At 44.8% G+C, this 12,691-nt stretch carries 11 protein-coding genes; 7 read left to right on the forward strand and 4 right to left on the reverse strand.

Going from position 1 to position 12,691, the window contains the following annotated elements:
• Positions 1–46 precede the first annotated feature (46 nt).
• From ACY8DX_RS14770 to cydC, 5 genes are all read left to right on the forward strand, one after another.
• Positions 47–823, forward strand: coding sequence for an STAS domain-containing protein (locus tag ACY8DX_RS14770; RefSeq protein WP_462405530.1), 777 nt, complete (start codon positions 47–49; stop codon positions 821–823).
• A gap of 519 nt (positions 824–1,342) precedes the next feature.
• Entirely contained in the window at positions 1,343–2,734 is a 1,392-nt protein-coding gene (locus ACY8DX_RS14775; protein ID WP_049670258.1) for a cytochrome ubiquinol oxidase subunit I, read from the forward strand.
• Positions 2,731–3,744: a cytochrome d ubiquinol oxidase subunit II gene (gene cydB / locus ACY8DX_RS14780; protein ID WP_049670257.1), complete on the forward strand. Its 1,014-nt coding sequence runs from the start codon at positions 2,731–2,733 to the stop codon at positions 3,742–3,744. The genes ACY8DX_RS14775 and cydB overlap by 4 nt, the downstream gene beginning before the upstream one ends.
• A complete protein-coding gene (gene cydD / locus ACY8DX_RS14785; RefSeq protein ID WP_462406956.1) occupies positions 3,744–5,480 on the forward strand; it encodes a thiol reductant ABC exporter subunit CydD in 1,737 nt (578 codons plus the stop codon). Before cydB ends, cydD begins: the two co-directional genes overlap by 1 nt.
• Positions 5,477–7,237: a thiol reductant ABC exporter subunit CydC gene (gene cydC / locus ACY8DX_RS14790; protein WP_439802178.1), complete on the forward strand. Its 1,761-nt coding sequence runs from the start codon at positions 5,477–5,479 to the stop codon at positions 7,235–7,237. The genes cydD and cydC overlap by 4 nt, the downstream gene beginning before the upstream one ends.
• Positions 7,238–7,280: 43 nt before the next feature.
• Here the strand turns inward: cydC and ACY8DX_RS14795 are convergent, their stop codons facing one another.
• Positions 7,281–7,955, reverse strand: coding sequence for an oxidoreductase (locus ACY8DX_RS14795; RefSeq protein WP_231589486.1), 675 nt, complete (start codon positions 7,953–7,955; stop codon positions 7,281–7,283).
• Between the two features lie 79 nt (positions 7,956–8,034).
• Positions 8,035–9,021, reverse strand: coding sequence for a cation diffusion facilitator family transporter (locus tag ACY8DX_RS14800; protein ID WP_049670254.1), 987 nt, complete (start codon positions 9,019–9,021; stop codon positions 8,035–8,037).
• A gap of 210 nt (positions 9,022–9,231) precedes the next feature.
• On the opposite strand from ACY8DX_RS14800, the gene ACY8DX_RS14805 reads away from it, so the two are divergent.
• Positions 9,232–9,672, forward strand: a complete 441-nt coding sequence (locus tag ACY8DX_RS14805; protein ID WP_049670253.1) for a MarR family winged helix-turn-helix transcriptional regulator — start codon at positions 9,232–9,234, stop codon at positions 9,670–9,672.
• Positions 9,665–10,873, forward strand: a complete 1,209-nt coding sequence (locus tag ACY8DX_RS14810; protein ID WP_049670252.1) for an MFS transporter — start codon at positions 9,665–9,667, stop codon at positions 10,871–10,873. Before ACY8DX_RS14805 ends, ACY8DX_RS14810 begins: the two co-directional genes overlap by 8 nt.
• Positions 10,874–11,566: 693 nt before the next feature.
• On the opposite strand, the gene ACY8DX_RS14815 is transcribed toward ACY8DX_RS14810, so the two are convergent.
• Positions 11,567–11,722, reverse strand: coding sequence for a hypothetical protein (locus ACY8DX_RS14815; RefSeq protein ID WP_462405531.1), 156 nt, complete (start codon positions 11,720–11,722; stop codon positions 11,567–11,569).
• The gene (locus ACY8DX_RS14820) at positions 11,715–12,647 is read right to left on the reverse strand and encodes a hypothetical protein (RefSeq protein WP_156185568.1); all 933 of its coding nucleotides are present in this window, start codon (positions 12,645–12,647) and stop codon (positions 11,715–11,717) included. The genes ACY8DX_RS14815 and ACY8DX_RS14820 overlap by 8 nt, the downstream gene beginning before the upstream one ends.
• Positions 12,648–12,691: the final 44 nt, after the last annotated feature.

A 12,691-nucleotide genomic window follows, 5' to 3' on the forward strand; every position in this document is an offset into this window, starting at 1 on the left:
TATAATAATAAGGTTACAAGGCCAGACTCAACCCAAGGAGAATAGAATGGATTCTATATTAGACCAAGCTCAAATATCTCTCTTAAATGCTATCGGAGAGAACCTTTTTATTTGTGACGAACAGTATCAAATCATCTTGCTCAATGATTATTCTAACCATCTCATAAAAAAACTGGAACCCTTTACCGGACTTTCAAGCAAGGAAGAATATATCGGCAAAAGCATTTGCGATCTAGACCCTAATGAAGGCCAAGCTCTTAAGGCAGCCATAGAAGCAGGTATCTTTCCGGTTGAAGCGAAAATCACCCTCTATCATAAGTGGGCGGCTAATATGACCGTCAACAGATGGAAAAACGGGCTTAACCAGTCGATCTATATCATCACCTGGAAGGATGTTACCGATTATGAGGAGGAGCTGCATAAAGGATATGCTCTGCTTGAGGAATTATACGCTCCTGTTATCCAGACCATCCTAGATGATGTGATTCTTATGCCGATTACCGGAACGATGACAAGAAATCGTTTAGACAAGATTAAGGAGATTGCCCTGTTTGAGAGCGCCAATAGACTAGCCAGCTATCTAATCATTGATTTCACCGGTATGACTGTCTTGGATGATGACAGCATTACAATGGAGCTTGAAACGATTTGCCGTTCTTTAAATTTTATTGGAACAACAGTGATCTATTCTGGACTTTCAGCTAAGTTCGTGCAACAGATTATTGGACAAGGCACATCGATTCCAACAGAAACATTTGCGACCTTCCGCCAAGCGATTCGATATGCTTGTAAGGAAAAAGGCTTTAAATTAGTTCATGTATAACTAAACCTGGATGAAAGCAAAGAACACGGAGTCTGTGTCTTTGCTTTTTTCATACCTAAATATAATTCTTGCATAATAAAAGGCTGCATGATAACTTCATTTCCTCTTATAGCTTCCCATCTAATATCCTTTCTAGGATATCTGTGTGAATAGACATACATGCAGAAAAAAGACCATGACTATAGACGGACAAAATTTAGACAAATATTCACTTTATGGGTGTCTGAACACCAATATTTTGATTTGTGACAAATTTGCATCCTGTCACAAATTTACCATTATTTATTCATGTCCTTCTCTAGTAATTTTCTAATCATCCGACTAAAATACATATAGATAACAAGTTATTATATTTTTTAATATAATAACTTATTCCTTATCTTCCATTGTCCACAATATATATAAAAGAAACTATTTCTTTATTCATCATCCTTCTCTTCGTATACATTGGTTTTTTTTTGAAGATATTGTGAACACATGAACATTACATAGTTAATTTTGAAAGGTGTGAATGATTTTATGGAAATTCTTGATTTAGCTCGTTTCCAATATGCTGCTACGACGATCTATCATTTCCTTTTCGTGCCGCTTTCTATCGGGCTCGTCTTCTTGGTAGCCATTATGGAAACAATGTATTTCTTTAAGAAGAAAGAAATCTACCTAGACATGGCGAAATTCTGGGGAAACATCTTCCTCATCGCCTTTGCGGTCGGTGTTGTAACAGGAATTATCCAGGAATTCCAATTTGGGATGAACTGGTCCGAATATTCTCGATTTGTCGGTGATGTATTTGGTGTACCTCTCGCCATTGAAGCACTCTTAGCCTTCTTCATGGAATCGACCTTTATTGGAGTTTGGATGTTCGGACGTAATCGTCTGCCAAGATGGGTTCATCTTCTCTCCATCTGGCTTGTATCCATTGGCACGATGCTCTCTGCCCTATGGATTCTGGCTGCGAACTCCTTCATGCAGGAGCCTGTTGGAATCGCTGTCGTTGAAGGCAAAGCAACATTAGTGGATATTTGGGCCTTTTTGACAAATCCACAATTGCTCGTAGAATTCCCTCACACGATTTTCGGTGCTTTCGCGACCGGGGCATTTGTGGTCGGCGGTATCAGTGCCTACAAGCTCATGAAGAAGAAGGATATCGAATTATTCAAACGTTCTTTTACCATTGCTACCGTTCTTGGCATTGTTGCCGGACTTGGCATTGCCTTTACTGGTCACTGGCAGGCACAGCATCTGGTTTCCTCTCAGCCTATGAAAATGGCAGCGAGTGAAGGATTATGGGAGGACAGCGGTGACCCGGCCAGCTGGTCCTTAATCGCTGATATTGACGAAGAGAATAAGACGAATAATTGGTCTGTTGAAATACCTTATTTATTAAGTCTCCTATCTTATAATAGCTTCTCCGGATCGATTGAAGGAATGAACACACTTCAAGAGCAATATACGGAACTATACGGCGAAGGAGATTATATCCCGCCTGTAGAGCCTGTCTATTGGAGCTTCCGCATTATGACCTTTGGCGGGGGAATCATGATTCTTCTATCCTTGATTGGATTGTTCTTAATTAAGAGAAAAACCCTGATGGAGAATGCCTGGTACTTGAAAATCATGCTTGGAGCCATCTGCTTGCCGTTCATTGCCAATACTGCCGGCTGGATCATGACTGAGATTGGCCGCCAGCCATGGACAGTTATGGGATTATTTACGACAGCCCAGTCTGTTTCACCGAATGTCACGGCAACGGATTTATGGATTTCTATCATCGCCTTCCTTGGGGCTTATACCATTCTTGCGGTTGTCTTAATTACCTTGATTGTGAAACAGGTCAAAAAAGGACCTCAGAAGGATGCTCCGGAAAAACCGGATGTAGATTTATTTAATAAGGAGGCCTTTGGACAATGAGCTTAAATGAGTTATGGTTCTTACTTGTAGCGGTTTTGTTTATTGGTTTCTTCATTCTCGAAGGATTTGACTTCGGGGTTGGGATGTCAACTCGCTTCCTAGCCCGTGACCAAAGAGAGCGTGACCAGCTTGTGACAACAATCGGTCCTTTCTGGGATGCCAATGAGGTATGGCTTATCACAGCCGGAGGTGCCATTTTCGCCGCATTCCCTGAATGGTATGCGACAATGTTCAGCGGGTATTACCTGCCATTTGTATTATTCCTTCTCGCCTTGATTGTCCGGGGAGTAGCGTTTGAATTCCGCCATAAGGTTCATACAAAATGGACGAATTTATGGGATTGGATGATTTTCATCGGAAGCATTGTCCCTGCCTTTGTGCTAGGTGTCTTATTCACAAGCTTAGTGCGCGGCATGCCAATCGACGCTTCCGCCAATATGTATGCCGGTTTCACCGATTACTTTAATCTGTACTCCATCGTTGGCGGCATTGCTATGGTTGTTCTCTGCTTCGTACATGGCCTTACGTATATCGGACTGCGGACAGAAGGACCAATCCGTAAACGTGCGCAGGAAATGCTCACAAAGATGTACATTCTTTTGTTAGTTGGCTTGATTGCCTTTGCGGTATTGACTTATTTCAGCACAGACCTATTTGAGGCACGCCCTGTTGCTACACCGCTATTTTTATTCGGTGCTGTTCTTACAACGGCTTTTGCCTACTTCTTCACAGGCAAAAGAATGGAAGGCTGGGCCTTCACCATGACAACAGGCACCATTCTATTCACAGTCACAATGCTGTTTGTCGGGCTGTTCCCGCGTGTTATGATCAGCTCAATCAGTTCTGACTTCAACTTGACCATCATAAATGCATCCAGCAGCCCTTATACGCTTAAGGTCATGACAATCGTTTCCCTTACGCTGCTGCCATTCGTGCTTGGCTATCAAATTTGGAGCTATTATGTATTCAGAAAGCGGGTTTCTGATTCTGAACCGGTGGGTCATGAATGATTACAAGAGACATTCTTAACTTAAAGGGCATTAAAGGGACATTCGTCTTCCTCTTTGCCCTCTCCCTCCTGCAGGGAGCTGCCATCATTATGCAAGCCGTTATGCTTTCGCGTGCAATCACGAATCTTTTCAACGGGGAGAAACTGAGCGATCAGTTCCTTCCCTTCCTTTTATTTGCGTCTGCTTATTTAGCAAGACAGGTCATGGTCTTTTTCCGCGATCAATGGATGGAACGCTTCGCATCTGATTCCGGAACGGCCATTCGCCGGGAATTACTTGATAAGATTTTCAGTCTCGGGCCTAAATTCACACAGAAGGAAGGAACAGGGAACCTGGTGACAATGGCACTTGAAGGGGTCACTCAAGTGGAGACATACCTGAAGCTATTTCTTCCTAAAATGATGAATATGCTGTTAATACCCGCGATGATTGTCATCTATATGTTCACATTAAACCCCTCCTCCGCTGGTATTGTCATTCTTGTACTTCCAATCCTGTTCTTCTTCATGGCCATGCTCGGAATTGCCGCGAAGAGGAAGGCGGATAAACAGTATGAATCCTATCAGGTTCTCTCCAATCACTTCGTTGATTCATTAAGAGGGCTTGAAACGCTGAAGCTTCTCGGCTTGAGCAAGGATTACGACAAGAATATCGGAACAGTCAGTGAACGATATCGCAAAGCAACGATGAGTACTTTACGTGTCGCCTTCCTGTCTACCTTTGCCCTTGATTTCTTCACCTCCCTATCCATTGCGATTGTTGCCCTGTTCCTTGGTTTAAATCTAATGGAAGGTGCGATTTTGCTGGGACCTGCACTGACCATCCTGATTTTGGCACCGGAATATTTCCTGCCTATCCGAGATTTCGGAACAGACTACCATGCCACCCTAGACGGCAAAAACAGCATGGGAGCCATCGGACATATATTGGCGATTCCGACCGAGGTGAAGGAGCAAGATACGAAAAGTGCTTCTTCCTGGTCATCTGCAGATATCCTATCCTTCACTGATTTGACGGTCGTTCATGAAGAAGCAAGCCGCCCATCTCTTCAAAATATCTCCTATTCCTGGAAGGGCTATGGGAAGATTGGCATCATTGGAGCAAGCGGTGCCGGCAAGTCAACCTTCATTGATGTTCTAGGCGGTTTCCTCGCTCCAAGCAGCTGTACAGTGAATCGGAATGGAGAGACTATGGGCGGTTTCCATGATTCTTCCTGGCAGGAGCAGATTCTCTATATTCCGCAGCACCCTTATCTGTTCAATGACACAGTGCGGAATAATATTCTCTTCTATACGCCGGGAGCAAGCGAGGAAGCTTTACAGTCCGCCATCAATCAGGCAGGACTTCGGGAAATCATTGATTCCCTGCCAAATGGTCTAGAAGAGAAAATCGGCGAAGGAGCACGCATGCTCAGCGGCGGTCAGGAACAACGGATTGCCCTAGCCCGCGCTTTCCTTGACACAGGCCGTAAGATTCTCCTTTTCGATGAACCAACGGCTCACTTAGACATTGAAACAGAGTATGAATTAAAGGCCAATATGCTGCCACTCTTTGATGACCATCTCGTATTCTTTGCTACTCACAGACTTCATTGGATGAAGGATATGGACCAAATTATCGTATTGGACAAAGGAAAAATTGTAGAGACAGGAACACACGAGGACTTAATGGCGCAGCGTGGACATTATTATCAATTAGTACAGATACAAAGCGGCAAGATGGAGGCGATTAAATGAAAAAGACATTATCCCCGCTAGCGATTATGAAAAATTCATGGATTCGCCCCTATTTGAGCGAGAATAAAGGGCTCCTTGCGCTAGTACTTATTCTTGGAACAGGAACATTCTTCAGCGCGGGTGCCCTTATGTTTACATCAGGCTATTTAATTTCAGAATCTGCAACCCTTCCTGAGAATATTCTCTTGGTTTATGTACCAATCGTGCTTGTCAGGCTGTTTGGGGTATCACGCCCTGCATTCCGCTATGCAGAGCGATTGAGCGGCCATAGTATGGTTTTGAAGATACTCTCCCGTATGCGCGTCCGTCTCTATAAAGCATTGGAACCAAATGCCCTGGATTTCCGTTCCCGCTTCAAGACTGGCGACCTGCTGGGCGTGCTTGCAGATGATATTGAACATTTACAGGATGTCTATATCAAAACGATTTTCCCAGCCGTTATCAGTGTGTTGTTGTATGTCATGATTGTATTAGGGCTTGGCTATTTCTCCATCCCATTCGCTTTATTTATGCTGCTGTTGCTATTTGTCCTAGTCATCCTATTCCCGCTTGTCTCCCTTCTGGCCACACATGCCCGTCATGCGAAAATGAAGGACGCCAGAAATGGTCTCTATCAATCATTGACCGATGCTGTCATGGGTGCAGGAGACTGGATGATCAGCGGCAGACAGGCTGATTTCATTCAACGGTATGAACAGGATGAAAGAAAAATGGATGAGATTGAAGCCCAGCTTACGAAATTTCAGCGCAGCCGCAACCTCCTTTTTCACCTTGTCATCCTCATCATTATTATTGGGATGGCCTGCTGGATTTCCTTGAGCGTTGAAGCTGGCCGATTTGAGCCAAGCTGGATTGCCGCCTTTGTCCTGGTCGTCTTCCCGCTCATTGATGCATTCGCTCCGCTTTCTGATGCGGTCAGTCAAATTCCGAGCTATCAAAGCTCTTTAGACAGGATGAATGCCCTGCAGGAGCAGAAGCCGGCAGAAACTCATGATCAAGTGAAGAGCAGTACACTGAAAGAGGCAAATTCTTTACCTATTCAGTTTCATGATGTCACCTTCTCCTATGACAATGGTGCTTTACCTGTCTTAAGGAATTTATCCCTTTCTATTCAAGCAGGAGAAAAAGTCGCTTTGCTTGGGAAGAGCGGAACAGGCAAAAGTACATTAGCCAAATTAATTTTAGCGGCCTATGCACCGCAAAAAGGGATCATCACACTTGGTGGTCAGCCAGTCAACGAGCTTGGAGATCTCTCAAGTGTTGTGTCAGTCTTACAGCAAAAACCGCATTTATTCGATACAACCGTCATGAATAACATCCGCCTTGGCAATCCCGGTGCTACGGATGAGGAAGTCATTGAGGCAGCTAAACAAGTTCATATGCATGACTATATCTCTTCCCTGCCTAAAGGATATGAGACAAGAATGCATGAGCTTGGCAGCCGGTTTTCCGGGGGAGAAAGACAGCGAATTGCGCTTGCCCGCATTCTTCTTCAGAATACACCAATCGTTATCCTGGATGAACCGACAGTTGGACTCGATGCCCTAACAGAAAGGCAGCTATTGAAGACGATCTTTGATACCCTTCGAGCGAAAACCATCATTTGGATTACCCACCATCTGGCAGGGGCTGAGAGCATGGATCGTATCCTTTTCCTTGAAGATGGTACAATCAGCATGGATGGCTCACATACAGAGCTCATGCAAACAAATGAGACCTATCAGAGCCTGTATCGATTGGATATGCCGGAATTATAGCCTTTAAAAAGGCACGAATGCTCCATCTGCATTCGTGCCTTTCTTATGGGTTTCTCTTTGCCGCTTCATGAAGCTCCGGCCATTCATATATATTAGTTCCTTTTTCACTATCAGCAGCGATTTGAACCATAGCTGCTGCAACTTCCTCTGCCTTAATCGGCTTAAATCTAGCAAGCCTTCCTCGTAGAAGAGGGGAAAACACAGGGCTTAACCATCCGCTCAATGCTTCTGCTGTACGGAATTCATCTCTTTTTCCAAGAAGCAAGGAAGGATGTATGAGCTGCAAGGAATCAAATTGCAGAGTAATTAAAGCACTCTCAAGCTCCCCCTTCACCCTTGAATAGAAAACCTTTGTCTCAGGATTTGCCCCAATGGCTGAAATGACCAAGTATTGACTCACTCCTTGTGCCTTCGCTAACTCAGCTGCCTTTAATGGATACTCATAATCGACCTTCCGAAAAGCCTCCTTTGATCCGGCCTTCTTGATGGTAGTGCCGAGGCAGCAAAACACCTCATCTACTGCAAATTCACTCGCCATTGACTCCATATTGTCAAAATCAATGATTCGCTCATGGAGCTTTGGATTCGCAAGACCCATCGGACGACGGACGAGTGCGGTTACGTGGCCATACAAATCTGAATCAAGCAATCTATGTAAAAGTTCATTCCCCACCAAACCTGTGGCCCCAATAATCAACGCCTTTTTCTTCTTCCCCAAAAGCTCTAACCTCCTGTCATACATACGGCAGACATATGAAATAGGAAGCCCTCATATATCTGCCAAAAATGATTTATCGTTATTTCTCATAGATTTCTTCAAGCGGTTTACTCGATTTCTTCCATGTACGGACTCCATCATCCTCATCAAAATCAACCAATACATCTACAACGCCTTTTTCCTGAAGAAGCTTTTCCTTCAAACGATCTTTAATATCATCCATTTCTGCCACGGTCATACTAGGATCAATCTCTACGCTGACTTCCACATGGAAATCCTCGCCCTCTTTGATGACCACAACATCCTGTACATCTCTGATACCCTGTTCATTGATTACCTTATCCCCTATATATTGCTCCATCACCTCATCTGCCTCACCGAGCGCACCCGCAGCATTATCAAGGAAAACCTTCCCGACAACAATCAGCATAAGAAGCCCAATCATGATGGAGGCCAGACCCTCTGCTGCATGAAACGGAGTATAGTGTGAAATGATGATAGCAATAATGGCCAAAAGACCGCCGCTTGTTGCGACCAAATCCTCTAGAAAAACAAGCCTTGTAGCTGGTTTAGCATCCTTGAACCTGCTAAAGCTCTTGTAAATATACGAAATCCCCTGTACCTCTTCACCGGTCTCATGCATAATCTCGCGCATCGCCTTCAACAGAACGAAAGACTCAAGAACGACGCTGATGAACAAGACCCCTAAACTGACAAGAAAATAACTAGATTCTGTCGGATCGATAATATGAAGGTATCCTTCTTTAATCGTTTCATAAGACATGATCCCTACAATTAGAACGGCACCAAGAAGCACTAAATTGACCAGACGCCCAAATCCATTGGGAAATCTCCCTGTCGGTGCCTTTTTCGAAAGGGCAGAACCGATGAATACGAAAAATTGATTAGCGGCATCTCCTAAGCTGTGAAGCGTCTCTGCAAACAATGCCACATTTCCGGTAAAAATGTAGGCCGTTCCTTTAATAACGGAGATGATGAAGTTAACAATTGCCGCCATAAACGCACTTACATTTCCTTTTTTTAACATGGTGAATAATTCTCTCATATTACTGCCCCTTATCCTATTTATAATGTTTTCACAGAAACAAATATATCACTCTATACCCAAATGCAGGAAAAATAACATCCTATCCCTTAACTTTTTACACTGTCGAGGGGTACCTTTCGCTCCTATTTATCCTTTTTTAAACAATAGACTGGATTTTTATTCGATAGAGGAGTATAGTTACCTAGGTAACTAAAAGGCGGTGAACTTATGACAGATTCCCAGCACTTCTTCCATCAATATTTACAGGTATCTCGATCCTTTACGAAAAACTTAAATGAACATCTTGCAGCCCATGCCATGTTTCATTCACAATGGGCTATTATTCATTTCTTAAAGAAGAATGGCCCGGCATCCTTGAGTGAAATCGTCCAATACTTGAACGTTGAGAAACCGACCGTCACCCGCACCGTTAGCCGACTTGAAGAACGGAAGCTGATTGAGCAGCTTGAATCGACGGATAAACGGCTGAAGAGGATTGACCTGACAAAGGCCGGTCAAGAAATGTACGAGCTCTGCAAGAAAACGACCATGGATTACGAGAAAACCGTCATTGCCGATGTAACGGAGGAAGAATTGGACATCGCCATGAATGTACTTAAAAAAATGCAAAAACAGCTACAACAAGAGGATGTGAACCCGCATGACTAGACCCAAACTTTGGACGAAGGACTTCCTGCTCGTCGCCTCAACAAACTTATTTATCTTCCTATGCTTTTACAGCCTGATGGTCACACTTACGGTCTATACAATGGACAAGTTCCATACAAGTGCCAGCATCGCCGGGCTCGCTTCAAGTATATTTGTCATCGGAGCCGTCTTAGTACGTCCGCTGGCCGGAAAAAAACTTGCCCTTATTGGTCCGAAGAAAATGCTTGTCGCAAGCCTTTGCGTATTCTTTGCGTCAACCCTTTTATATTTTGCCGCTGATAACTTGATCCTCCTGTTAGGCTTAAGACTGATTCACGGCGCGGCATTTGGCGTCTCTTCCACCGCAACCGGCACCATTGTCGCTGAGATTATTCCCCCATCCAGAAGAGGGGAAGGGATGGGCTATTTTGCTATCAGCACAAATATCGCCATGGCTATTGGCCCCTTTATCGGGCTCTATATCAGCAATGCCTATGAATACACTATGGTCTTCACCGTGAGTGTAGTATTTGCCTTCTTCAGCCTGCTGGCCTCTATCCTTTTGACGTACAAGCAGCCCGCTCTCACCAAGGAACAGATGGAAAGCCTGAAAAGCAATAAGCTTCGCGACTACTTTGAATTCTCCGCTATCCCGATCTCCATCACAGCAGGAGTCATCGGCTTTACGTATTCAAGTGTCCTGTCTCACATGACATCATTTTCGGCGGAAATCAACTTAGCAGGCGCCGCAAGCTTTTTCTTTGTCATCTATGCAGCTTGCCTGCTGATCACAAGACCATTCACCGGCCGCTGGTTTGACATACGCGGGGAGAACTTCGTCATCTACCCTTCGCTATTATTATATGCCGCCAGCCTATTATTACTCGGCGGTACAATGAACAGCGCCATGCTGCTCTTTGCAGGAGCCATCATGGGCATCGGCCTGGGCACCTTTCAATCAAGCGCCCAGACAATTGCCATTAAAGAAGCACCGCCACACCGAATCGGCCTTGCTACATCAACCTTTTTCGTCATGTATGACATCGGCATCGGCACCGGACCATTCCTGCAAGGACTCTACATCCCGCACTTCGGCTACCGCGGGTTATACTTCACAATGGGGGCAATCGCCATTGTCGGAATTGTAATGTACTACTTCGCACACGGGCGAACAACCGAGATAAAAACAACCAAGCCAGTCTGGAAAGACCAGGTTCAATGAAAAAAGCATTGCCCGAAATTTGGGCGATGCTTTTTTGTTTTTGGCTACTCTGTTGTCCACCCTTTACCACCATTGCCTGGGCATTGGGCGGGCTTTCTCTGACGATGCCCACCTTTCGTCCACCCTTGGCCCACCCTTTACCACCGTTGCCTGGGCATTGGGTGGGCTTTCTCTGGCGATGCCCACCTTTCGTCCACCCTTGGCCCACCCTTTACCACCGTTGCCTGGGCATTGGGTGGGCTTTCTCTGACGATGCCCACCTTTCGTCCACCCTTGGCCCACCCTTTACCACCGTTGCCTGGGTATTGGGTGGGCTTTCTCTGACGATGCCCATCTTGCGTCCACCCTTGGCCCACTCTTTACCCCCGTTGCCTGGGTATTGGGCGGGCTTTCTCTGGCGATGCCCACCTTTGGTCCACCCTTGGCCCACCCTTTGCCACTGTTGCCTGGGCATTGGGTGGGCTTTCTCTGACGATGCCCACCTTTGGTCCACCCTTGGCCCACCCTTTACCCCCGTTGCCTGGGGAAAGCATGGGCATTGCGTGTCTTACCCCATCTTTCTCCCACCTTTATCCCACCCACCCTGAATGAGACACTGACTTATCCCGCTTTTCCTGTACATAGCCTGGACCGTTCCTCCCGTCAAAACAAAAAAATAAACCTTCCAATCATCACTTTGATTAGAAGGTTTATTCATTTGATTTTGTAATAGAATTTCTCATTTGTGCAGCCACTCTCTAGTATTGGCTTATTCTCCACAATGCCATCGTTCGGCCCGTCGAGGCACATTTTCGCTAATTGTCTATATTTCTCTGCACTGAATCTGGCTCTTATGACGATATTATCCACCAACTTGTAAATCCACTCCTTCTGTGTTTACGTAGGCACATTCGTTCATGGCTTCCTGGCTGACTAATCGTTCAATCCAGCATACGTATTCTATATTTTCGAGCTGTGCTGCGGCTGAATGATGCAGGATATATAAATATTGTTGATCCATGATGTCAAAGCGGCATGTATAGCTCCATAGGATAGATACTAGTAATTTATCCAAATGATGGTAGGTGTAAACCACAATATTCTTCTTTTTGAAGTTTACTGTAGATTCTTGATTCTCCATGTACGGTTTTCCTTTTTCGGCTGAGATTTGGGCAAGTCGCATCCATTCATCGGGTAAGGCAGCCCACTCGTATAAAGCCCAATTGATGCCGACTCCTTGCTTCTTGAATCCTTCTGCAGCGTATTTCTCTAGAAAATAGGCGATGGCACCTTCATAGTCAGCTCTTCCTGCATCCTCTTGATAAAAAAGAAAGAGCGTTCCTTTGCTGTGATCGCTGTAGAGGTCTCCTAACAGACGGAATCTTTCTTCCATGTTCAGATTATCAGATTCTTCTGCTTCATTGCTGTCTTCGAGTTCAAGTTCAAATTGGAAAAGACGGAATCTTTTCAGGCTCCGGGTCGCGAGCGGAATGAATAAAAATAAGAGAATCCAAATCAGTAAAAACAAGAGCCCCTTTCCGACAATGCGGTTTGCCTCTGATGAGACAATATTGGTCATCATGGCGACAAACCATCCTTGGTCCATTGCCGGCATTTCATTAACTGTCAGTGCCTCAAATGGATTGAGAAAGACCTTGCGATAGGTGATGGCAAGAGAGGCCAGCGTCCAAAGCGCAATGACCATAATGCCAAGCTGATACAGACATATATACCCCTTCTTGGCTAGTAAACGAAATAAATTGATCGATTCCTTTAATCGAAACCATATTTTCATTACAACCAATTCCTTTATCGGGATTTTTTTAGACAAAAAAGGCC

This window comes from Gracilibacillus sp. Marseille-QA3620, from assembly GCF_054950035.1.

Excerpts from the sequence above, each read along its gene's own strand:
- ACY8DX_RS14770 (WP_462405530.1), top strand. The coding sequence starts at position 47 with ATGGATTCTATATTAGACCAAGCTCAAATATCTCTCTTAAATGCTATC.
- ACY8DX_RS14775 (WP_049670258.1), top strand. The coding sequence starts at position 1,343 with ATGGAAATTCTTGATTTAGCTCGTTTCCAATATGCTGCTACGACGATC.
- cydB (WP_049670257.1), top strand. The coding sequence starts at position 2,731 with ATGAGCTTAAATGAGTTATGGTTCTTACTTGTAGCGGTTTTGTTTATT.
- cydC (WP_439802178.1), top strand. The coding sequence starts at position 5,477 with ATGAAAAAGACATTATCCCCGCTAGCGATTATGAAAAATTCATGGATT.
- ACY8DX_RS14800 (WP_049670254.1), bottom strand. The coding sequence starts at position 9,021 with ATGAGAGAATTATTCACCATGTTAAAAAAAGGAAATGTAAGTGCGTTT.
- ACY8DX_RS14805 (WP_049670253.1), top strand. The coding sequence starts at position 9,232 with ATGACAGATTCCCAGCACTTCTTCCATCAATATTTACAGGTATCTCGA.
- ACY8DX_RS14810 (WP_049670252.1), top strand. The coding sequence starts at position 9,665 with ATGACTAGACCCAAACTTTGGACGAAGGACTTCCTGCTCGTCGCCTCA.
- ACY8DX_RS14820 (WP_156185568.1), bottom strand. The coding sequence starts at position 12,647 with ATGAAAATATGGTTTCGATTAAAGGAATCGATCAATTTATTTCGTTTA.